Origin of the sequence: Pseudorhodoplanes sp. (genome assembly GCF_050250235.1) — a bacterium.
In the GTDB taxonomy this organism is placed as follows: domain Bacteria; phylum Pseudomonadota; class Alphaproteobacteria; order Rhizobiales; family Xanthobacteraceae; genus Pseudorhodoplanes.
In genome coordinates, this window is the sequence record NZ_JBFWPA010000024.1 from 14,704 (window position 1) to 36,494 (window position 21,791).

Genomic DNA, 21,791 nt, shown 5'->3' on the forward strand with positions numbered 1-21,791 from the left:
TCAATTCGCGGCGGCGCGGAGCAGGCCGCGCATCGCTTCGGATTGGGTTGCGATGAAGGTTTTGAATGTCTGGGGATCCTGATAGCTTGGGGCGCAGTAGAGCCGCTCGATTTTCGTTGCGACGTCCTTGTCGGAAAGGGCGGTAGCACAGTGCATGGAAAGTTCCTCGATCGCGGCCGCGGGCATCCCTGCAGGGCCGAACAAGCCGATCCAGGCCGGCACATCGAAACCGGAAACGCCCTGTTCAGCGAACGTAGGAATGTCCCCGGCCAACGCGTAGCGCCTTGCGGCGGTCGTGCCGATCGCATGAAGGGCCTTTGCCTTGATGTGCTCAATTGCGGGAAGTCAGATCGACACACGCCAGCGGCACCTGTCCGGCCAGAACGTCAGTTACAGCAGGTGCACTCCCACGATAAGGGACGTGGACAAGGCGGGCGCCGGTCAAGTGCTTCAGCACCTTGATTGAAAGATGCTGGGACGAATGTGTGCCGGTCGTCCCGTAGCTAAACCCGCCGGGACTCGATAACGAGGCAGAGACGACGTCGTTGATCGTCCTAAGTTTGGTATCGGCGTGCGAAACAAAGACGAGTGGGACGTCGATCAATTTGGAGATCGGGGCGAGGTACTTTAGCGGGTCGAGTGCCGACGTACCCTCGACGTGAGGATTGACCGCAATGGCTCCGGTCGCGCCAACACCGATCGTTTGGCCGTCGGGATTGCTGCGCGAGACGGCTATCAGCCCGATTGAGCTGCCGCCGCCGGCCTTGTTTTCAACGACGACGACGATCCCCATGCGCTCGGCCAAATAGGTACCCAAGAGCCGTGCTATACCGTCCGCTGCCGCGCCCGGTGCGAACGGAACGACCAAAGTCACTTGCTTGGCAGGATAAGCCAGCGCGGATTTGATCGCTGTGGAGGCAGAAATCGCTCCAAGGAGAGCGTGGCGTCGCGTAAGCATTCTCGTTCCTCCAGATTCAACGTTATTGTTTTTAGTCGGCCTTCCTTATCGTGTAGTCGTCCGGGTTGAAGGCGGCGGTCAATCGCCAGTAATCGACCAGACGCCAGGGCGAGTTCGCGACGACTCGTCCGCGTCTGTTGCGATACCAGCTGTTGGCACCCTTGTGCGCCCAGACCATCCGGCTGTGCGCCTCGTCGACGCTATCGTTATAGGTGTCGAAGCGATCCTGCCGGCATTCGACCGACGCAAGATCTTTTTCGATCATGTCACGCAAAGCTTGCATCACGTATCGCACTTGCAGCTCGGCATGGAAAAAGATGCTGCCGCCGTGAGACAGGTTCGTATTGGGACCATACAAGATGAAGAAGTTTGGAAACCCTGGAACGGTAATCCCGAGAAAGGCGCGCGGGTCGTCGCGATCCCACATATCTTCAATGACGCGGCCGTCTCGACCCTTGATGGACATCGGCCACAGCAGACGGTTGGAATGAAAACCGGTTGCAAACACGATCACGTCCGCTTCATGTGCGGCTCCGGTTTCGTCGATGATGCTGTTGCCGCTGATACGCGCCACTCCAGCATTCACAAGCTCGACGTTTTGCCGTTGCAGGGTCTGGTACCAGTTATTGTCCCGGAGCATTCGTTTCGTGTAAGGCGGGTAACTTGGAATCACCTTCTCGATCAGGTCGATGCGGTCCTTGAGCTCCCGTCTGATGTGCTCGACGAGGCTTTCGCGTAATTTGTGGTTTTCGGCACTGACGGAGAGTTCCGGCATCGGCCAATCGGGATCGACTTGAAGGGAGGCGTGAAGCCCGTCGCCGGCCGCCCAGAACAAGAGGAGCCTGTACCACTGCGCGAGATAGGGGACGTGTTTGAACGCCCATTGCATGCCATCCGGCACACTGCGTTGGTAGTTCGGATGCAGGGCGGCCCAGCAGGGCGTTCTCTGGAAAATCAGGAGTTTCGCGACTTTGTTGGCAATCGATGGCGCCACCTGCATGCTGCTCGCGCCGGTCCCGATCAAGGCAACGCGCCGTCCGTCCAGTTTCTCGCCTGCGGGCCAACGCGCGGTATGGAATGACGCGCCCTCGAATGTGTCCATGCCCGGGATATCGGGCACCTTGGGACGGTTCAATTGACCAGTCGCCGTGACGAAGACGTTGCCGCGATCGACCGTCTCGGTCTGGTTGCCGTGGCGGACGGTGACCGCCCATATCGACTGCGTTTCATCGAAGGTCGCTGTGGTGACTTCGGCGTTGAAAACGATATGACGGTCGAGACCATAATCGGCGACGCATTGCTTCAGGTAGGACCAAAGCTCGTCGCGTTTGGCGAAATGCCGCGACCAGTCGTGCTTCAGTTTGAAGGAAAACGAATAGAAATGGTTGGGAATATCAACGCCCGCGCCGGGATACGCATTCTCGTACCAGGTGCCGCCGACCGCATCATTCTTTTCATAGATCACGAACGGGATGCCGGCTTCGAGTAGTTTGATGCCCATGCATATGCCGGATAGGCCGGCGCCGACGATGATGACTTTGAATCGTTCAAGCACGTCTTTCCCCGGCGGCGCCCGCCACGGCACGGTCCGGGAAAAGCCGGGCACGTCGCCCATCTCTTCCATGAAGAGCGGCAGATACTCATCGGGCAGGGTCACCCCCGTTGCCGTATTCATGATGGCCCCGAAGAGCGCGGGCGATGGCACCGGAACCGGCGTTTTGCGATCTTCGAAACGTTTCAATGCCGAGACCAGCGCATCTCGGATCGACGCTTGCAGCCCGGCGGGAATCTCGACTTGATAATCCCAGGCACCTTTGATGAAGGGTTTCGCTTTCTCGAGCAGCGACAGATCTCCGGTGATCTGCGTATAAACCATCAATTGCGGAACGATATCCGTCTCCTCGAGCGCGCTTCGCAGCCGCGTTTCATCGAGGAGGTGTGGTCCTAGGTTGTTGAGATCGCTTCGAGACGTGGGAGGGATAGCGGCCACATCAGCTCCCGGGCACGTGTGTGTGTGTAACCGCGGGAAGGATGCGGATCGTGGTACATCAGCTGCAACTATCCGTTCGTGATGGGGGCATCAGCGCCTGTGATGCAGCAATGCTGACGAAAGCCATTGGCACCGGTGCCGTCGGCGGACGCTGCGGACTGCTTGTCGATACGCAGCCGCTCTTTGAGCAGCTCAAGAAAGCGCAGCGCAGGCTTGGTGAGCGGGCGAGCCTGATCGTAGAGGAGATAGATGGGGAAAGGCAGCTTCGGCCGCGTGATAGGGTAGACGTAGAGTTGTGGTGACGTCTCCTCGGGGATTGCGAGCAGAGGGCTGATCAGCGCCCAGTCCGAGGTTCGGGCCAGTTCCATCGAGCCGACATTGCTATCGATCTCGACGATACGCTCCGGTGCGATCTCGCCGGTCTTGACGCGTTTGCGCAACGATGCGGTCAATCCGTTCGGGTTCGCCGGAAAGATCAGTTTGAGTGCGGGCAACGCGGCAAGGTCACAAGGCGAAAAATTCGTTCCGTTGATAGGCCGGCTCGAGACCAGAACAACCGTATCGTGGCAAACGAGACGCCGCTTCAGGGTCGCGGAGTCGGGAGGAGAGGCGCCGAGCGCAAAATCGACCTTTCCGCTCTTGACCCAATCGACAACCGAACCGGAATAGGCCTCCAAGATCGAGACCTCGAGCTTCGGATACTTGTCCAGAAGCTCGACCAGGACAGGCGCGAGGATGCGCCTTGTCAGGGCGGGGGGCACGCCGACCGTGATGCGCCCGCTCGTCTCGCTCGCTTCGCTCAGGCGCCCAAGGCGCTCCCTTGCATCGGCCAGTTCGCCGATGATGACGTTGCAATGCTTGTAAAGCTGGTCCGCTGCCGGCGTCGGCTGGATGCCGGCAGGGTTCCGCTTGAAGAGCTTCAGGCCAAGCTCCTGCTCCAGCCGCTTGATCTGCATGCTCAGCGCGGGCTGAACAATGTTGGCCTTTTTGGCCGCCGCCGTGAAGCTGCGGGCTTCGTAGGTCCAGGTGAAATAGGTGATCTGCTTGAGGTCCATGTCCGGCTATCCCCGCGCTGGCGGGTGATGAGCTTCAAGACACAGGTGCTTGCCGGAACGCATGTCTGGGCCGATCGCTACCCTAATTCGTCTTCCACGGGACCAGAATCTTTTCGAGTTCGTTCATGATGATCGTCAGAATGAAGCCGATGATCGCGATCATGAAGAGGCCGACATACATCTGTTCGACCGAAAACGTCTCCCACGCGCTCCAGATAAGAAAGCCGAGACCGCTCTTGGCGCCAATCATTTCGGCGATCGCGATGAGCACGAGTCCCATGCCGATGCCGAGTTTGAATCCCGTCATGATCACCGGCATCGCGCCAGGCAGGGCAATCGTCCAGAAGGTCTGCCAGCGATCGGCTTTGAAGTTTTTTCCGACATCGAGATAGATTTTGTTGATGCCGAGTACTCCAGTCGTCGCATTGATGACGACCGGAAAGAACACGCCGACCGCGACCATGAAGATCTTTGAACCTTCGCCGAGCCCGAAAATGAGGAGGGCAAGGGGCAGGATCGAGCTCTTTGGGATGGGATAGGTTGCCGCAACCAACGGGTCGACGATGGCGCGCGCGGTGCGGTTGAGGCCCATGACGATGCCGAGTATCAGCGCCGGTATGCCGCCAATGATGGTGCCGAAGAAGAGGCGTTTCAGACTGATCAGAGAATGCTCGGCGAGCTCGCCGGTTTGAAACATGTGGATGAGCGTTGCGAAAACGCTCGAGGGCGCCGGAAAAAAGCGCGTATCGATCCAGCCGAAGCGAGCGGCCAACTCCCAGACAACCAGTAGCGCGACCGGGGAAATAAAGCTGATGATGCGGTCCTGGCTCGCGGGAGAAAACGAAACGTACCGGTTCGCGCGTTGTAAAACCTCTGTGACGGTCACCGTGTGTCCCTTTGGTTCTCGGAGATCTCTCGCGCGCGTTGCACCTCTTCGCGTAGATTGGCCCAGATCTCATGGACGAGCGCTCCGTATCTGGGGTCGCGCTGCAACTCCATGATGTTGCGCGGCCGCGCCAACGGGACGGGCACGATGGTTTTCGTGCGTCCCGGCTGCGCGGTCATGATCATGATGCGATCGCCGAGCGACACGGCTTCGTCGACGCTATGGGTGATGAAAATGACTGTCTTCTTGTGTTCTTCCCAGATGCGCAGAAGCTCTTCCTGCAACAGCAGCTTGTTCTGCGCATCCAGGGCGGAGAACGGCTCATCCATCAGGAGGATTTCCGGATCGTTGGCAAAGGCGCGCGCGATCGAGACGCGCTGCCGCATCCCGCCTGAAAGTTGATGCGGATAATAATCCGAGAAGCGTGTAAGGCCCGTTCGATCGAGATAATGGCCGACCGCCTCCTTGAGCTGGGCGTCCGGCACGTGTCTGAGCCTCAGGCCATAGGCGGCGTTATTCCAGACCGTCATCCACGGGAAAATCGAGTCTCCCTGGAACACCATCGAGTTGGTTGGCCGGTGGCTTGTCGGATTGACGTGGAGTTTGATTTCGCCCGACGTTGCGTCTTCCAGCCCTGCCAGGATGCGCAGCAGGGTGGTTTTCCCGCAGCCGGAAGGCCCAACGATCATGAAGAATTCGCCGCGCCGTATATCAAGGCTGACATTGTCGACCGCCGTGAGCTTGCCGAACCGCTTGGTAAGCGAAACAATGCTGATGGCGGTTTCGGCGGGCTGTTTGGCCGGCACGACGGAAGCCGTGGGAGCAAGGCTCAGAGCTGACATGGTCGTTCGCTCGTTACTGCGTGCGGCGAACATATTTGCCAAGGCTTGCTGCAGCCTCCCTGGCGAAGCTCATATCCGTGACGTCTTCAACCCTGACGGAGCCGTCGATCTGGTTCGTATCCTTGAAAAACTGCCAGGAGCTGGTCAGGCTCGGCATGTCGACATCGCCGTCCGGATGGGTTGCGTGCGACGTGATCGAGCGATGGATGGCGGGGTCCTTGATGAAGGAATATTCGACGAGGATGGCGACGACTTCGTCCGCAGCGGGACCGGCGAGCTTGCCGTCCTTCAATGCGTCGTTGTAAAAGCGCATGCCGCGGATCAGGGCGCGCATTGCTTTCGTCGCGACGTCGCGCTGCTTGGTGATGAAGCTTTCGGAAAAGAAGGTCACTGCGGTCTGAAACTCCGGCAGGACCTCGTCGATTTTCGCCACGTCGACCGCTGTGCCCAACTTAAGAATATTGGACCGCGCTGGTTCCGTGGTGAGGCTGGCATCGATTGCGCCGTTCTGAAACGCGGCCGTGTGTTGAGCAAAACCCAGATAAACCGGACTGATGTCTTTCCATGACAGACCGGAGGTCTTCAGGGCGCCGTCGACGCAGGCGGACTCGCTGTTTCCGGGCGCGGAGACCGCGACGCGCAGGCCCTTGAAATCTTTCAGGCTGCGGACCTTGCCGCTGTCGTACAGATCCTTTCGAACCAGCATGCTCGAGAAGCCGTAGCCTTTGGAATTGCGGGCCTTGTCGGCGACGATCTTGATGTCGATGCCGCGCTTCATCGCGTTGTAGAGACCGGCGGAGGTCGCTCCGCCAGCGATCTGGAGTTCACCCGAGGCGAGCGAGGGGATTGCCTTCGCAGCGGAATCGAACCGGATGAATTCCACGGTCAGGCCTTCGTCCTTGAAGAAGCCCTTCTTGTCGGCAATGAAATAGGGCGCGTCCGAAGACGTCCCCGCAACGCCGATTTTGAGGGATTGGGCTGCTGCGGGTATGCTTGGTGCGCCCGCGCCAATACCGCAAGCGATGAGCATAACGATCGACTTGAAAAGCTTGTTGGACATTGCACTTCTCCCGTGGTGTTTTTTTCGTTGTCTCGTTGGCGACGTACCGACTAGGTAAAGCGTTCACACAGAATATCGGCTGGTGGCATGTTGAAGCGGGCAAGCGCCTTTCGCCCGGCTTCGACCATCGGTGGCGGACCGCAAAGGTAGGCGCGGGCGTCCGACTCGAATGTTTCTTCCGATATCGCGTCGGTCGCGAAGCCTTTGAGAAGGCCGGTGCCGTCAGGCTGCTCGACTAAAATTCGGACGCTCAGGCTGGCGACTTTCGATTTGAGGCTATCGAGCTCCGAGATGCCGAAGAGATGTTTCTGCGTTCGAGCCCCGATCAGAATCTGCGTTGGCTGAGCGAGGGTCGGGGACTCTGACATCGCGTGAAGCATTGAGAGGAACGGCGCGAGCCCTGTTCCGCCCGCTACGAAAGGGCGCGGGCGCTTTTCGTCCCTCAGGAAAAAGCTGCCATGGGGTCGACTAAGCAAGACCGTGCAGCCTGGCTTCGCCTGTGTTGTGAGCCAGGTCGAGAACACGCCGCGTTCAACCAGGCGCGCATAGAAGATGGCTCGTCGCTCTCCGGGGGGATTGGCCATTGAATAGGATCGTGTGAAGGATTGGCCCTCCGGGGTAATGCAGACGTATTGTCCCGGAAGGAAGGCCAGCGGTTCCTCGAGGTTGACAACGAACCGGACGACCTCAGAGGCGATTGGGTCGATGTCCGCGACGGAGCCGCGAATCTGGACGTCGTCTGCCGTGACCTCGGCAAAGTCATAGGGAAGCTCGATGACGCAAGGCTGCGTCGCAGCAGCGACGCAGGGCAGGGTCATTCCGGCGCTTCTGTCGTCATCAAGCAACGTCTGTTCGTCATAGGCGCCGAGTTCAACCGACCCGGTAAGCAAGCGGCCCATGCAGGTGCCGCATCTGCCTTCAGAGCAATCGGTCAACAGAGCATACCCGTGCGCGGCGAATGCCTGCACGATGTTCTGCCCTGCTGCCACCTCGACCGTGCAGGCCGCACCGTCCGCAAAGACGAGCGTCACCGGATATGTCGTCATCAGTTCATGTCCATTTGACGGACAACATGTACATTCGAGATAATCCAGTCATTCGTGGGTGGCGTCAACCCCACGTGTGTCCACGGTATGGACTCATCGGTCGCGTCAGGCTATGCGGTGTGGGAATCCGGAGAATCCGATGCCACGCGCAAAATCATCCAAGGTATCCGTCGTCCGAGCCGTCGACCGGGCCATCGATATTCTCAAATGCTTCACCCCCGAGCGCGCTTCGATGAGTGTGCTGGATATCCAGGAGCGGGTGCCATTGAGTAGGCCTACGCTGTATCGGCTGCTGCAAACGCTGGCCGCACGCGGTTTGGTGCGAATTTCGGGCGAGCCGCAGCGGTTCTCTCTCGATTACGGCGTAGGGCAGCTGGCGAGCAACTGGATGGCCGGCATCGATCCGATCGGAGCCGGACAGCCGATCCTGCAGCATTTGCGGGAACAGACGAATGAAACCGCGGCTCTCTTTATCTTGCGCGGCGATCAGCGGCTTTGCGTGCTGGAACTCTCAGCGCCGCACTTCCTCAAGATCGCGCGCGGTATCGGCGAAACCGAGCACATTTCCCGAGGGGCGAGCGGAAAGGTCATCCTTGCATCGATGGCGCCGATCGAGATCGAGCCGATCTTGCGGACGCTCCCCAAGGGTCTGGACAAAAAGCAGTTGTTGCAGAGCCTTGAGTCGATCCGTGCCGAGGGCTTTGCCATCAGCCGCGCCGAAGTGTTCGCCGGCGCGGTTGCGATCGCGGCGCCATACTTCGATCACACTCGAAAAGTTGTCGGGTCGATCGGTGTCTTTGGCCCCCAAGCCCGCCTCGATCAGGCCTGGGAGAAGAATGCCATTCGCTCGGTGCAGCGCGCCGCTGGCGAGTTGTCGTCGGCCTTGGGTTACGGGCACCAGCCTAGCGCAGCCAAGCGCGACAAAATGAGTGGCTTGCGCAAGAGCTCGGGCCGCGCCGCGCAATTACGTCTCAGTCTCCAAAGGTTTCAACGTTGAAATTGTGATGGGTGGTTCGCTTGACGCAGCCGCCCGCCCAAGTTTAGGTTATCTAGAAACGTACAAGATGTCCATGCAGTGGACATTATGAATCACCTCTGAGTGTCGGCATTTGTTTCAAGGGAGACGGACGAGATGGGCCTGCCCCCCTCCATTCAAGCGACCATGAATCCGGATAAGGGCGTCATCAGCCGCGAGATCTTCGTGGATCCGGGCGTCTACCAGGACGAGTTGAAGAAGCTCTTCACGCGCGCTTGGTTGTTCGTCGGCCATGAAAGCCTGATCCCGAAGCCGGGCGATTTCTATGCGTCCCGGATGGGCGAGGAGTCAGTGATTCTTTGCCGCGACAAAAAAGGCGAGATTCATGTCTTTCTGAATTCGTGCCGACACCGCGGGATGAAGGTGTGCCGATACGATCAGGGCAACACCTCGCTGTTCACCTGTCCATATCATAGCTGGAGCTACACGACCGACGGCAAGCTACAAGGCGTTCCACTCTATCGCACGCTGTACGAGGGTCAGCTGGAGCGAGGTGACTGGTCGCTCATTGAAGTCGCGAAAATGGTCAATTACAAGGGCGCGATCTGGGCGACGTGGGATCCGCAAGCGCCCGACTTCCTGACGTATCTGGGGGGCGCCAAGCTGCATCTTGATCAGGTGCTTGACTGCCGAGATGGTCGTGAGGGCGGATCGGAAGTCATCGGCGTGCAGAAGTGGGTCTTGCCCGCGAACTGGAAGCTCGCCGCCGAAAACTTCCTCGGCGACACCTATCACAATCCGAGCCATAGATCGGTGGATTTGATCGGCATCGGGCCAAGCGCCGTCGCGGGGAAAAAGGGCCGCCGTGACGACGAGATGGAGAATGCGAAGCATGTGTGGGTCAGCTTTCCGGCCGGTCATGGCGTACACAGCGCGATCCAGCCGGAAAACAACGAATACATCGAATCCTACAAGAACGATCCGATCATCGAAGAGTATTTCCGGCACTGTCACAACGAGCGCAAACGAAGGCTCGGTGATCAGGCGCGGGTGACGGGATTCACCGCGACCTATTTCCCCAATACATCCTCGCATGCAAGACAGCCACGCGGGTTATGTGCGTGGCACCCCCATTCGCCGACCTCGACCGAAGCCTGGCGCTTTTTCCTCGTCGACAAGGATGCGCCAGAAAACGTGAAGGACATGCTGCGGCGCTACTATATGCGCTACTCGGGCCCGGCCGGCATGACCGAACAAGACGACATGGAGAATTGGCTGTATGCGACCAATGCCAGCGTCGGCACGATCGCGCGACGCTATCCCTTCAACTACCAGCAATCGCTGCATGCGCATAGCAGCAACGAATTTGTTCCCGGCACGGTCAGCACGCAGATTACAGAGGAAAACGCACGGGGCTTCTACCGGGCGTGGGGCGCGTACATGAACGACGGCTCGTGGAGCGAGTGTCTTGGTGAAGACAATTTGAAGCACCCCCACGCCACCGCGGCGGAGTGAATTCCTTGACCGCGCCGAAGGTCGCCATCGTCACGGGCGGTACGTTTGGTATCGGCAAAGCGATCACGCTGACGCTTGCCCGCCGCGGCTACCGTGTCGTTTCGTTCGGCCTCGAGGGCAAGCAGATTTCGAGCATTGCCGAGCGCGCCATTCCCGCCCTTCGTGACGAAGCCAAGGCCGAGGGTCTCGAGGTCGAACTGCTGGAGGCCGACGTTTCGATCGCCGGGGATGTGGCCCGCGTCGTCGACTTCACCCTCGGCAAATACGGTCGCGTGGACGCCCTGATCAACAACGCAGCGATCGGGCCCCTCGGCACCGTGATAGATACGGACGAGGCGACCTGGGACAGGATTTTCGCCGTCAATACGAAGGGCGTCTTTCTCTCATCGAAAGCGGTGTTGCCCAACATGATCGATCAGGGGGGCGGGTCGATCGTCATCGTCGGCTCCGGCGCGGGCTGGGGAAAGCCGAATATGGCGGCTTACGCGGCAAGCAAGGGCGCGCTGTTCGCGCTCGCCGCCAGCCTTGCATACGACCACTTCAACGACCGGATCCGGGTCAACACCGTCATTCCGGGCGGAGGCGGGATTGTCAGCGGGATGAGTCTCGGACGCGTCGGTGGTGACATCAACCGTTTGGGCAAGGAAGCGCCGGGTACTGTGGCGGGCCGCGTCGCGACAGGGGAGGACCTGGCGCATGCAGTGGCTTTTCTCCTGTCTGACGACGCGCAAACGATCTCGGGCACTGTGATCGATGTCGGCTGCTTTGCGCATCAGGGCGGCCCGATCCCGCGCAAACGCACGTCCGAGAACGCCGTTCAGCCGGTCAAACCCGAGCAGGTGCATCCATGAACGCCATAGCCGAATTGCCGCCACTGAAACGCTCACGAGCGTATTTCGATCTCAAAATAGAGGTCGAAGACTTTCTATACCGGGAAGCTGAGCTCCTCGACTTGCGCAAGTTCAAGGAGTGGTTCGAGCTGGTCGCCGAAGACATCGTCTACTTCATGCCGATGCGCCGCAATGTGAAGTTCGGCCAGCAAGCCGAAAAAGAGGACACGCGTGCGGGCGAGGGCATCAGCTGGTTCGACGAAGACCGCTGGACGCTTGGGAAACGCATCGACCAAATCCTGACCGGTGTCCACTTCGCGGAAGAGCCGCTTTCGCGGGTCTGTCGACTGGTCACCAATGTCCTGGTGCTTGACGCGCGGCCCTCGCTTGAGAGCGCGACGGAAGTCGTCGTCAAGAGCCGCTTCTTGATCTACCAAAACCGCGTCGAACACGAGAATTACACCTTCGTCGGCAAGCGGACCGACGTGCTCCGTCGCGACGGGGACGCCTGGAAGATCGCGCGCCGGGAAATCACCCTCGATCAGAATGTCCTCCTCGCCAAAAATCTTTCGATCTTCTTCTGACCAGGGGAACACCCGTGATCAACGTCATAGAAATTCAGCCAGGCAGCAAGGTGTCACTCGTCGGCGGCGCCGTGGGTGAAGTCATCGAGAACATGGCCGATGGCATGTGGCTGATGGTGCGCTACCTCAAGATACCGGGCGGCGAGGCAGGCCTTGAGGAACTATGCCACGCACAGGACGTGATCGACGTTTTGCCGAACGACGCGGCCATTTAGGAGAGAACTGTGGTTCGCTTCAGTTTTCTTCCCAGCGACTTCCACCCAATGGTTCTGTTTCTGGGTGAAGGCCCTTCGCTTCGGCGTTTTGCGCACTTGCTGAGAACATTTGCGCGCGAACAGGCCGAAATGGTTCTTGAAAATAGCGACACCCTGTTCACCGCGGACGACACGAAAATCCGCCTTGTCGGCGCTGAACAAGCCTCCGGCATGCAACCGATTGCCGGAACGGCACGCGCTTTTACGTGGAGTCTGGAGCCGTGGCAGGCGGAAGCGTTCGCCGACATGGTCGAAGAACTCGCTGACCCTGAATGCAAATCGGGTTCGGCCATGCTCGAGGCCGCGCATGGGGAAATCAAGGTGAAGGTCTCGCTTGGCGAATACACCGATGACTTTCTCGCGAAGGAGGGACGCGCCCGCGAGAGCCGCTAACAGCTTCATACGAAGACAATACAGGGAGGAACGAATGACCTTGGCAACGTCCAGGCGAAAGCTCACGCTTTCCGCAATCACGGCGGCGATAGGCCTTTGCTTGTTTGGGTCGGAGGCGACGGCCCAGTCGGCGGCCTCATTCCCGCGGCAACCGATCCGGTTTGTCGTCGGCTTCGCACCGGGAGGCAGCAACGACATTTTGGCGCGGATCATTTCAGAAAAGCTGGCGCAGCGGTTGGCACAGCCTGTGATCGTTGAGAACAAGCCCGGCGGCGGGGGCACGACGGCGGCAGCCTATGTGGCGAGCCAGCCCGCGGACGGCTACACGATTCTGGTCGGCGCAAGCGGCGCGATGGTAATCGCCCCGGCGGTCAACACCGCGTTGCAATATGAGACGCTGCGCGATTTCTCGCCGATTTCTCTGGTCGCCTCCTTTCCGCTCGTCATGATCGTGTCGGGCGAGGGGCCGATCAAGAGTGTCGGGGACTTCGTCGCCTGGACAAAAGCCAATCCGGAAAAGGCCAACTACTCTACAGCGTCGGCGACGTTCACGCTTTCGACCGAGCTGTTCAAGCTGAGGACCGGCTCCAAAATCCAGCCGATTCCGTATCGGGGTAGCAGCGAAGCGGCGACGAGTGTGATCGCGGGGCACACCGTGACGACTATCGTCGACACCTTGCCCGCGATGCCGCTCATCCAAGCCGGCAAGGCGCGCGCCTTGGCGATCACCTCCGCCAAACGCGTGCCGGAGCTGCCTGATGTGCCGACCATGCAGGAAGCAGGCGTTCCGAACATGGAGCTGGTGATCTGGACCGGGCTGTTCGCGAAGAAGGGGACCGATCCTGCGATCGTGAACAAGCTTGAGAAAGAGGTGCGCGCGATCATGCAGGATCCGGACGTCAAAGCGAGACTGCGCACCATGGTCACCGATGCCGTCGGCAGCTCTGCCGAAGAGTTCGGCAGCACGATCAAACGCGAGCTCGCGCAGTGGGCGGAAATCGCCAAGTCATCGAATGTCGAGATCAAATAGCTGGCCCAGAGCACGACAAGCCGCACGGCGTGAGCGGGGCTGGAACGCGGAACCGCTCCCGCCGACGAGCACGGAACAATCGCAAGCGATCATGCCTATCCGCAAAGCAAACCCCGAACCACCATTTAATATCATTCGCGCCAGCCATGTCGCCTTCGACGTGAGCGATCTCGACAGGTCACGCGCGTTCTATGTCGATTGTCTTGGCTATTTGATCAGCGATGCTGACAGCAATGCGATCTATTTGCGTGCCGTGGAGGAGCGCAATCATCATTCGATTGTCCTACTCAAGGCAGATAATGCCGCCGTCCCCGTGATCGGCTTCAAGGTTTCGAGCGAAGAAGACCTTGATCGCGCGGCCTTCTGGTTCGCGCACAAAGAGTATCCAACGTCCTTTCCGGAACGACCCTATCAAGGCCGCACGTTGTGCACCTGCGATATGTTCGGCATGCCCCTCGAATTCTATTACCGCATGGATCAGCGCAATTGCATGCTGCGCAATTATGCCGAATACAAATGCGCGCGCATCCAGCGGATCGACCACATCAACTGCTTCACGCCCGATGTGCAAGCATCCTTCGACTTTTGCAGCGAGCTTGGTTTTTGGCTCACCGAATACACCGAGACCGACGGCGGAAATAGTCAGCTCTGGGCGGTGTGGATGCACCGGAAAGGCAACGTCCACGAACTGGCTTTCACGAATGGCCGCGGACCCCGTCTGCATCACATAGGGGTGTGGACGGCGAGCGCGCTCGATATCCTGTATATCTGCGATGTGATGGATTCGTCCGGCTTCGTCGCCAACATGGAACGCGGTCCCGGACGGCACGGCATCTCCAACGCGTTTTTCCTCTGCGTCCGCGATCCCGATAACCATCGGGTCGAGCTGTTCACGTCGGATTATCTCACCGTCGATCCCGATCACGAACCGCTGCGCTGGTCACTGCGCGATCCGCAACGTCAAACGCTATGGGGCCACCAGGCGCCGGCATCCTGGTTTGAAGAAGGCTCCTTCTTCAGCGACGTAAGACCGCGTCAACCGGTGCTGCAAGAGCAGCCGATCGTCGCGAGATGAATGTCTTGGAAGCGATCGCGGCGGCGATCATCAATGAAAGTGATGACCCCATCAGTAAGCGATTGTTGCGAACTCTAGTCGCTCCCTCAACATCGGAGAAAATGAGCGCCTCAGGCTCGCACAACAATAAGAATGTTGTACGTCTATAGGACAGGGGAGACGGGACGTGACTTTCACTCAGGTTGCGGAAGCGCGCTGCGCGTCGAAGACGACCAGTCGGCCCTCATCGGCCCTGTACGCGCGGGGCTGCGCTGCGGCGCGCCGCCGCGCAAGCTCGCGTCAGGGCTGCGCACGTTTCCGCGCACGGTGATCGCAGATCATGCTCACAGGTCAGATTGTCAACGGACTGGTCAGCGGTGCGATGTACGCGCTGGTCGCGATCGGATTCACGCTCGTTATCGGCGTGCTGGACAAGTTGAACTTCGCCCATCCGGAAGTGCTGATGTTCGGCGGGTTTGTCGGGGTGATGGCGGTGGGCGCGGTGCCTCTGCCATTGGCCTTCGGACTAGCGCTGCTGATCGGCGGCGTCTTGGGACTCTTGACCGAGTTTATCGCATTTCGGCGCTTCCAGAGCGCCGATGCGAAGATCACCGCCGCACTTGCGTCGCTGGCGCTTGGACTCATCGTTACCGATCTCGTGCACAAAGCGTGGGGGACGGAGGCCGTGTCGCTTCCGACGCCGGGCGGCTGGGTGTCGGGCCGCTTCCGGATCGCCGGCGTGGACTTTGTCAATATCCAAGTGGTCATCGTCGTTACAACGATCGTTCTGGCCGGCGGTCTGCATCTGCTTTTGCAGCGATCGCGGATCGGGCGTCAGATCCGCGCCGTGGCTGAATCGCCGATCTCATCGTCGCTGCTTGGAATAAATGTCCGCCGGGTCTCGCAATCGGTGTTCTTCATCTCTTCCGCATTGGCCACCGAGGCAGGGCTGCTGCTGGCGCTGCGCACCGGAGCGGCGAGCTCGGAGACCGGCTTGACCTTCGGGTTGAAGGCGTTGGCGATCATGGCCATTGGCGGCCTGGGCGACCTTCGTGGCGCAGCGGTCGGCGGGGTCGCCATCGGTGTCGTTGAAGCGCTCATGTTTTATTTCGGCCTGGGCCGGCTCTCGGAACTGACTGTATGGGTCGCGATGATCGCGACACTGCTGTTCTGCCCGGCAGGCATTTTCGGCGGCGGCGCCCATGTGCAGGAGCAGCGCGCGTGATCTCCGATCACCTGTTCTTTACGGGCATCAATGTCCTGTTGGCCTGGAGCGTCTACATCGTTCTCGTCACCGGGAGCCTGTCCTTTGCCCAGGGGGCTTTCATGGCGGTCGGGTGCTACGTCTCGGGCGTCCTCACGGTGAAGTTTGGCTGGTCGCTGCTGCCAGCTTGCCTGATCTCTGTGATTGTAACGGCGGTGTTGGCGGCGCTCGTTGGCTATCCGGCCCTTAGATTGCGCGGGGTGTATCTGATCCTGGTCACCCTTGGGATCACCTTCTGCGTCAGGATTGCCCTTGAAAACATCGGTTACGTCGGTGGCGTGTCCGGCTTCGGGGGCATGAGCGGGGCTGATCTGACCACGGTGCTGATCACCGTAGGACTGGTTGGAGCCTTCCTGCTTTGGTTCTCGTTCAGCCCGTTGCAGCGCATCTGCGATGCGGTGCGCGAAGACGACCGGGTTGCCGCGTCATTTGGCGTGAATGTAACGCAGATTCGCATGCTGGGGTTTGCGATCGGTGCCGCCATCGCCGCTGCTGCCGGGGCTCTTTATGGGCACTACATGAATTTCGTACGACCGGAGAGCTTCGACGTCCTGCTCTCGGTCTATGTCGTGCTCTACGTGATCCTTGGCGGCGTCAACAATATGTTCGGCGCGTTCGTTGGCGCTGCGATCATGACGTTGCTGCCGGAATATTTTCGCGTTCTGGCGGACTGGCGACCGAGTGTGTTCGGGCTCGCGATCTTGCTGATGCTGCTCTTCCGACCTCTGGGGCTGCTGACCTTCCGTCTGATCACCGACCGGGCGCGACGTGGGAGCGCACTGTGAGCAGATACCGGGTGCTGGAAGTCACCGAGCTGGAAAAAAGCTTCGGCGGGCTGCGGGCGCTTGACCGGATCACCCTCCATCTTGATGCAGACGAGATCGTCGGGCTGATCGGGCCGAACGGCGCCGGCAAGACAGCGCTGATCAACACGATCACCGGGTTCTATCGTGCGACCTCCGGCAGCATCCGCCTGCATGGTCGCGAAATTTCCCATTTGCCGATGCACCAGATCGGCAGGCTCGGTGTTGGGCGGACCTTCCAGAACATCCGCCTCCTTCGCCGGCTGACGGTCCTCGAAAACGTTCTCGCCGCCGACAAGACGCTGCTGCGCAACCCCTTGCGGGCGCTCGCCGGCCTTGGCCGGAACAGGGCGCGTGACGAAGCGCTCGGCTGGCTCGAGAGGTTTCAGCTGGCTGACAAGGCCGACCGCATGGCCTCGACATTATCCTATGGCGACGCGCGGCGGCTTGAGATCTCGCGGGCCATGGCCGGCAATCCCGACCTGCTGCTGCTGGATGAACCGGCCGCGGGCATGAACGAGGCCGAAACGCAGCAACTGGCCGAAGATATCCGCGCTGTCCGCAAGTTCGTGAAGGCGATCTTCCTGATCGAGCACGACATGGACCTGATTCAGGACCTCTCCGACCGGATCATCGCCATGGACTATGGGCGAAAGCTCGTCGAAGGGACTTCGCGCGAGGTCTTGCGGCATCCAGAGGTCCTCAAGGCCTATCTAGGCGAGACCGCAGCGGAGCCGGTCGGATGAGTGCGCCGCTCTTGCGTGTGAACGGACTGGTCGCCTCGTACGGGGCGATCAAGGCGCTGAGGGGCGTGTCGCTGATTCTGGACGAAGGCGAGACCGTTGCGGTCATCGGCGCCAACGGCGCCGGCAAGACCAGCTTAATGCGCGCCTTGTCCGGCGTGATCCCGATCACCGCAGGGCAGGTGAGCGTGCTGGACCATGACGTCACGAGGACGCTGCCGCACGCGCTTGCGCGTGCCGGTCTTTTGCATGTGCCCGAAGGGCGCGGGACGCTGCAAACAATGCGAGTCGAGGAGAATCTTCAACTCGCCTGGGAAATCCGGCCAACGAAGCTGCCCTACGGCGAAGCCCTGTCTCGGGCCTATAAGAGATTTCCGCGGCTGTATGAACGGCGCGAACAACTGGCAGGCAACTTGTCAGGCGGCGAGCAGCAGATGCTCGCTGTCGCGCGCGCGCTGGTGAACAGGCCGCGGCTGCTGCTGCTCGACGAGCCGTCAATGGGGCTCTCTCCGCGTCTGACCAGCGAAGTGTTTCAGGCCTTGGCGGAGCTGCGCGATGACGGCGTCTCGATACTAATCGTCGAGCAGAATGTGGAGTTGGTGCTGAGATTGGCGCAACGGGTGCTCGTTCTGTCGCACGGCGTCTTCACCGCACAAGGCAAGTCTTCGGATCTCGCGAAGGATCCCGAGATCGTCGCCAGTTATCTCGGTCGCGATGCCGCGACGGCGTGAGGACATCCGTAAAACGAACCAGACCGACCCTTGCTCTCGAGGACAAGAAAACACCAGGAGGAGAAAGCGAATGCACAAAACAGGCTTATCTACGATCGGCGGACTTGTGGCCGCCATTGCAGCCATCGTATCGACGCCCGTTGCTGCCCAACAGAAGCCGCCGATCAAGATCGGGCTGATCACACCGATGACCGGCCCGCTCGGCAGCTATGGAAAGATTCAAGACATCGTCGTGAAACTGGCGGTGGACGACATCAACGCGAAAGGCGGCGTGAATGGCAGCCTGATCCAACTTGACGTCGGCGATTCGCAAACCGATCCCGGCCAAGCTGTCCTGCTGTTCCGGCGCTACATCGGCGAGGGATATTTCGGCGCAATCGGGCCGATGACCGGCACGCAATGGGAAACGGTCAGTCCTCTTGCAAATCAGCTCAACATGCCGTCGGTCAGCATCAATGCGATCAAACCCGGAATCACAAAGCGTCCTTGGACAATCCGGCTTATGCCTCCGGACGATACCCTGATCCCCGAAGGGTTCAAGGCGTTCCTGAAGGCCTATCCCAACGTGAAAAAAGTCGTCATCACGGCTGACGTGCGCGAGGCCTCAAGCAAGGCCGCGGCCGAAGACCTTGCCAAGGTTGCGGCGGAGAACGGCATTCAGGTTCTGGAAACGGTGGAGTTCTCGTCTAAGAGCACGGACCTCTCGGCAGCCGCAATCCAGATCAAAAGCAAGAACCCGGACGCGATCCTCGCCGCCGCTTTTCCGGCGCAGGGCATGCTGCTAGCCAAGGAGTTCAACACGCAAGGGATCGATGTTCCCGTGTTCAGCACGGCCCTTCTGTGGTCGGGACCCTTCATCAACATGGTCGGAGATCTTGGCAAGAACTGGCATGTCATCGGCTTCTCGACCAATGCCGAAGGCGATCCGGGCCGTACCAACGATGCGCTCTATCAAAGCATCGTCAAACGCGTCTTCGCGAAGGCGGACAATACGATCGGCGTGCCGCCGAATCTTGCGAACTGGTCGGTCGGTTATGATGCGATCCTGCTTTACGCTGACATCATGAAGCACGCCGGAATCGACGGAACGACCGACCCGAAGAAAGCGCGGGAGATGATCAAGGACGCATTCATGAAGCTGAAGAATTTCGACGGCGTCTACAAGTATGCGATTCGGGATACCGGCGACGGCTACATCCCCGCAAACATCCTGAAAGCCGATGTCGAGAAGAAGGTGTGGATCTTTCTTCCGAGCACGAATTAGCGCGCAAATCGGAATACTGCGGCCGGCGCGTAAGCCAGCCGCAGCCGTCCAGTCTTAACGCAGAGGGAGTATGACAGTGAGATGGTTTGCGTTTGCAATCGCACTTCTGACCGCATTCGGCTCGCTGTCTGCGCACGCCTCGGACAGGCAAGATCCTTTTCTCGGGACGTGGAAGCTGGTTTCCGTGTCGCCCTGGATAGACGGCAAGGAAGTCAATTCGGCCGTGTTCGGACAAAATCCAAACGGCTATATTCATTATCTCCCGAGGCAATCGCATGGCGGCGGTCATCGCCTATGGCGGCCGCAAACCGATCGAAGGTGACAGGATCAAGGCGCCGGCGGATGTCCGCGCGGAAGCTTATGCGACGTTTCTGGCCTATGCAGGCACGTACCGAGTCGAGCAGGACAAGGTCATCCATCATGTTGTGACCTCGGCTTACCAGAATGAAGTCGGACTCGATCAGGTGCGGTTCTACAGGCAGGATGGCGATTTACTCTATCTCGACACGGTGCCGCTTGTCCGGGATGGGAAGCCTCAGGTCTTCAGGCTTGTCTGGCAGCGTGTTAGGGAAAGATAGCCCTTCCAAGAGCCCGCGCCATGGCGGATGACGGCGCCGGCAGCGCCGGCGCCGTTCTCGCATCGCGCTTGAGCAAAGACCCTGATCTCAGCCTCTTGCTGCTGGAAGCCGGCGGTGCCGGCACGGGCAGGTGGATCGATATCCTGATCGGCTATTTCAAGACTGACCCTAACCTGTTAGACTGGACGATAGCCTGGCCGCGGGGCAGGGGCCTCGGCGGCATCAGCCTGATCAACGGAATGTTGTATCTGCGCGGTCACAAGCGCGATTACGACCACTGGCACGCGCTCGGCAACGAAGGATGGGACTGGACATCGGGTCAGCCGTATTTTGAACGTTCGCTGTTGAATGCGCGGCCGGGCGGCGGGCAACAGGGCGCGGGCCTGTGGGTTACCGGAATCCCGCGCGATGATCTTTCCGAAGCGTTCATTGCGCCCGCGCAGGCCTGCGGCATTCCCAAGAAAGAGGATTTCAACGACGGTGACAATGCTGGCGCGGCCTATGTCAAGATGACGACGAGAAATGGCAGGCGTATCAGTTCTGCACGGGGCTTTCTCTATCCGGTGCGCGAACGCACCAATCTCCACGTCAAGATGGGCTGCCACGCGCGCCGCATTGTCACCGAGAAGGGCCGTGCGTTGGGTGTGAAGGCGATTGCTTCTGATGAAAGCCTCCTGTACCGCGCAAGACATCAGGTCGTGCTTAGCTGCGGCGCTGTGCAATCCCCGCTTTTGCTGCAGTTCTGCGGCATCGGCGACCCGGACCAATTGAGGGCGCTATTGATAGATGTCGTCAGCCCGCTCCCGGGTGTCGGGAAGAATCTGCAAGATCATCTTCAATTCAGGCCAACTTACCGTCTGCGCGGGATCGAAACGCTTAACGAGATCGCCAATTCGAGAGTAAGAAGCCTGCGAGAGTATTTGCACTACCTTCTCACCGGTGGCGGCGTGCTGAACAGCGGTGTGTTCCGAGCAAGCGCCTTTTTTTCGGCGGAACGGGACAGTGACTAGCCGGATACGCAAATCCATTTCGACCCGCTCAGCTTCGACGAACGCAATCAGCCGCTGCACGGCTTCCCGGGGATACCGTATCCTATAGCAATCTCAGACCCTCGAGCAGGGGTGAAAGTCCGGCTGAAGTCAACGAACCATGCCGACGCGATACTGATCGTTCCGCGCTATCAGAGTACGGAGCAGGATCGTCGTAATGCGGTTGCCGGCTTTCGTCGCGTTCGGGAGATTGTCGGCGCAAATCCGTTGGCAAGAATGGTGGTTTGCGAGCATGAGCCGGGCGACAAGGTCAGCAACAGCGAAGACGTGCTGACCTGGGTGCGACGAAGAGCCAGAGCCAGCTCCATCTTTCACCCGGTGGGGACCTGCAAAATGGGACCTGAGACCGACAAAGAGGCCGTCGTCGATTCAGCCCTTCGGGTCAAGGGCATCGCGGCGCTACGCGTTGTTGATGGGGCGATCATGCCGCACATCACCTCCGGCAATACCAATGCGCCGATCACGATGATCGCGGAGCGGGCCGCGGATCTCATTCGCCGAGACTGAATCGTCCGCCCGGGACCGGCCCGCTAGACTAAAGCCGACCGAGGGAGCTGGAGCAGCGCAGACCGGCGTCCGCCCGCGACGCGATGCGCCGATGCCGTAACGAGCGCGGTTGTCATCTTTCAACGAATTAGCCAAGCCTGATGCACAGGGAACACGATCTGAAGCAGTCCCACATTCAGAACCGGGATGTTGGGCGACTGGCTTCGGAGCACCTTTGAACTGCGCATAAGTCGTAAAGCAGCAAAACTACTTCAAGGGCGTTGCCGACGTCCGGTCGGACATTGCCGCATTTCACCATTTTCCTCTTTGTGCGGCCGCTTCGCTTGCGCAGCCTCTCCGATCTCGTTACGCTAATTGTACAGCATGTCCGTGATATGGA

General features: G+C 59.7%; 24 protein-coding genes and 1 pseudogene. 17 read left to right on the plus strand and 8 right to left on the minus strand.

The genetic code is table 11. The features are described from left to right. The 8 genes from AB7F49_RS13030 to AB7F49_RS13065 form a co-directional block, all read right to left on the minus strand. On the minus strand, nucleotides 1-336 hold the full coding sequence (locus tag AB7F49_RS13030; protein ID WP_428523058.1) for a tripartite tricarboxylate transporter substrate-binding protein: 336 nt from the start codon (nucleotides 334-336) through the stop codon (nucleotides 1-3). Further along, entirely contained in the window at nucleotides 332-958 is a 627-nt protein-coding gene (locus AB7F49_RS13035) for a Bug family tripartite tricarboxylate transporter substrate binding protein (protein ID WP_428522949.1), read from the minus strand. The genes AB7F49_RS13030 and AB7F49_RS13035 overlap by 5 nt, the downstream gene beginning before the upstream one ends. A gap of 31 nt (nucleotides 959-989) precedes the next feature. Further along, on the minus strand, nucleotides 990-2,948 hold the full coding sequence (locus tag AB7F49_RS13040; protein ID WP_428522950.1) for a flavin-containing monooxygenase: 1,959 nt from the start codon (nucleotides 2,946-2,948) through the stop codon (nucleotides 990-992). Nucleotides 2,949-3,016: 68 nt separating this feature from the next. After that, entirely contained in the window at nucleotides 3,017-4,003 is a 987-nt protein-coding gene (locus tag AB7F49_RS13045) for a LysR family transcriptional regulator (RefSeq protein ID WP_428522952.1), read from the minus strand. An 82-nt stretch (nucleotides 4,004-4,085) separates the two neighbouring features. Beyond that, nucleotides 4,086-4,889 carry an ABC transporter permease gene (locus tag AB7F49_RS13050; protein WP_428522954.1) on the minus strand — a complete coding sequence of 268 codons (804 nt, stop codon included), beginning with the start codon at nucleotides 4,887-4,889 and terminating at the stop codon, nucleotides 4,086-4,088. Then, nucleotides 4,886-5,731: an ABC transporter ATP-binding protein gene (locus AB7F49_RS13055; RefSeq protein WP_428522955.1), complete on the minus strand. Its 846-nt coding sequence runs from the start codon at nucleotides 5,729-5,731 to the stop codon at nucleotides 4,886-4,888. The genes AB7F49_RS13050 and AB7F49_RS13055 overlap by 4 nt, the downstream gene beginning before the upstream one ends. A 13-nt stretch (nucleotides 5,732-5,744) precedes the next feature. After that, the gene (locus tag AB7F49_RS13060; protein ID WP_428522957.1) at nucleotides 5,745-6,791 is read right to left on the minus strand and encodes an ABC transporter substrate-binding protein; all 1,047 of its coding nucleotides are present in this window, start codon (nucleotides 6,789-6,791) and stop codon (nucleotides 5,745-5,747) included. A gap of 50 nt (nucleotides 6,792-6,841) precedes the next feature. After that, complete coding sequence (locus AB7F49_RS13065; RefSeq protein WP_428522959.1) at nucleotides 6,842-7,837, minus strand: 2Fe-2S iron-sulfur cluster-binding protein; 996 nt, start codon at nucleotides 7,835-7,837, stop codon at nucleotides 6,842-6,844. Nucleotides 7,838-7,976: 139 nt separating this feature from the next. Here AB7F49_RS13065 and AB7F49_RS13070 point away from each other — a divergent pair. The 17 genes and pseudogenes from AB7F49_RS13070 to AB7F49_RS13150 all read left to right on the plus strand — a co-directional run. Next, a pseudogene (locus tag AB7F49_RS13070) lies at nucleotides 7,977-8,150 on the plus strand (helix-turn-helix domain-containing protein); the annotation flags it as partial. 75 nt (nucleotides 8,151-8,225) lie between these two features. Beyond that, a complete protein-coding gene (locus AB7F49_RS13075) occupies nucleotides 8,226-8,834 on the plus strand; it encodes an IclR family transcriptional regulator (protein WP_428523060.1) in 609 nt (202 codons plus the stop codon). A gap of 135 nt (nucleotides 8,835-8,969) precedes the next feature. Beyond that, the gene (locus tag AB7F49_RS13080; protein WP_428522961.1) at nucleotides 8,970-10,328 is read left to right on the plus strand and encodes an aromatic ring-hydroxylating oxygenase subunit alpha; all 1,359 of its coding nucleotides are present in this window, start codon (nucleotides 8,970-8,972) and stop codon (nucleotides 10,326-10,328) included. Nucleotides 10,329-10,333: 5 nt separating this feature from the next. After that, nucleotides 10,334-11,179 carry an SDR family NAD(P)-dependent oxidoreductase gene (locus AB7F49_RS13085; protein ID WP_428522962.1) on the plus strand — a complete coding sequence of 282 codons (846 nt, stop codon included), beginning with the start codon at nucleotides 10,334-10,336 and terminating at the stop codon, nucleotides 11,177-11,179. Further along, entirely contained in the window at nucleotides 11,176-11,742 is a 567-nt protein-coding gene (locus AB7F49_RS13090; RefSeq protein WP_428522964.1) for a 3-phenylpropionate/cinnamic acid dioxygenase subunit beta, read from the plus strand. The genes AB7F49_RS13085 and AB7F49_RS13090 overlap by 4 nt, the downstream gene beginning before the upstream one ends. A 14-nt stretch (nucleotides 11,743-11,756) precedes the next feature. After that, nucleotides 11,757-11,957, plus strand: a complete 201-nt coding sequence (locus AB7F49_RS13095) for a hypothetical protein (protein ID WP_428522966.1) — start codon at nucleotides 11,757-11,759, stop codon at nucleotides 11,955-11,957. Between the two features lie 96 nt (nucleotides 11,958-12,053). Further along, entirely contained in the window at nucleotides 12,054-12,389 is a 336-nt protein-coding gene (locus tag AB7F49_RS13100; protein ID WP_428522968.1) for a hypothetical protein, read from the plus strand. Between the two features lie 199 nt (nucleotides 12,390-12,588). Continuing rightward, a complete protein-coding gene (locus AB7F49_RS13105) occupies nucleotides 12,589-13,419 on the plus strand; it encodes a Bug family tripartite tricarboxylate transporter substrate binding protein (protein ID WP_428522970.1) in 831 nt (276 codons plus the stop codon). Nucleotides 13,420-13,510: 91 nt separating this feature from the next. Then, entirely contained in the window at nucleotides 13,511-14,494 is a 984-nt protein-coding gene (gene hpaD, locus AB7F49_RS13110) for a 3,4-dihydroxyphenylacetate 2,3-dioxygenase (protein ID WP_428522972.1), read from the plus strand. A gap of 319 nt (nucleotides 14,495-14,813) precedes the next feature. Then, nucleotides 14,814-15,698 carry a branched-chain amino acid ABC transporter permease gene (locus tag AB7F49_RS13115; RefSeq protein WP_428522974.1) on the plus strand — a complete coding sequence of 295 codons (885 nt, stop codon included), beginning with the start codon at nucleotides 14,814-14,816 and terminating at the stop codon, nucleotides 15,696-15,698. Next, nucleotides 15,695-16,522 (plus strand): branched-chain amino acid ABC transporter permease, encoded by an 828-nt coding sequence (locus AB7F49_RS13120; RefSeq protein WP_428522976.1) that lies wholly within the window; start codon nucleotides 15,695-15,697, stop codon nucleotides 16,520-16,522. The genes AB7F49_RS13115 and AB7F49_RS13120 overlap by 4 nt, the downstream gene beginning before the upstream one ends. Further along, nucleotides 16,519-17,286, plus strand: a complete 768-nt coding sequence (locus AB7F49_RS13125; protein WP_428522978.1) for an ABC transporter ATP-binding protein — start codon at nucleotides 16,519-16,521, stop codon at nucleotides 17,284-17,286. The genes AB7F49_RS13120 and AB7F49_RS13125 overlap by 4 nt, the downstream gene beginning before the upstream one ends. Next, nucleotides 17,283-18,014 (plus strand): ABC transporter ATP-binding protein, encoded by a 732-nt coding sequence (locus AB7F49_RS13130; protein WP_428522980.1) that lies wholly within the window; start codon nucleotides 17,283-17,285, stop codon nucleotides 18,012-18,014. The genes AB7F49_RS13125 and AB7F49_RS13130 overlap by 4 nt, the downstream gene beginning before the upstream one ends. A 70-nt stretch (nucleotides 18,015-18,084) precedes the next feature. Then, nucleotides 18,085-19,278: an ABC transporter substrate-binding protein gene (locus AB7F49_RS13135; protein ID WP_428522982.1), complete on the plus strand. Its 1,194-nt coding sequence runs from the start codon at nucleotides 18,085-18,087 to the stop codon at nucleotides 19,276-19,278. A gap of 275 nt (nucleotides 19,279-19,553) precedes the next feature. Continuing rightward, the gene (locus AB7F49_RS13140; RefSeq protein WP_428522984.1) at nucleotides 19,554-19,856 is read left to right on the plus strand and encodes a lipocalin-like domain-containing protein; all 303 of its coding nucleotides are present in this window, start codon (nucleotides 19,554-19,556) and stop codon (nucleotides 19,854-19,856) included. A 20-nt stretch (nucleotides 19,857-19,876) separates the two neighbouring features. Then, entirely contained in the window at nucleotides 19,877-20,866 is a 990-nt protein-coding gene (locus AB7F49_RS13145; protein WP_428522985.1) for a GMC family oxidoreductase, read from the plus strand. Nucleotides 20,867-20,977: 111 nt separating this feature from the next. Continuing rightward, nucleotides 20,978-21,412: a GMC oxidoreductase gene (locus AB7F49_RS13150; RefSeq protein WP_428522987.1), complete on the plus strand. Its 435-nt coding sequence runs from the start codon at nucleotides 20,978-20,980 to the stop codon at nucleotides 21,410-21,412. Nucleotides 21,413-21,791: the final 379 nt, after the last annotated feature.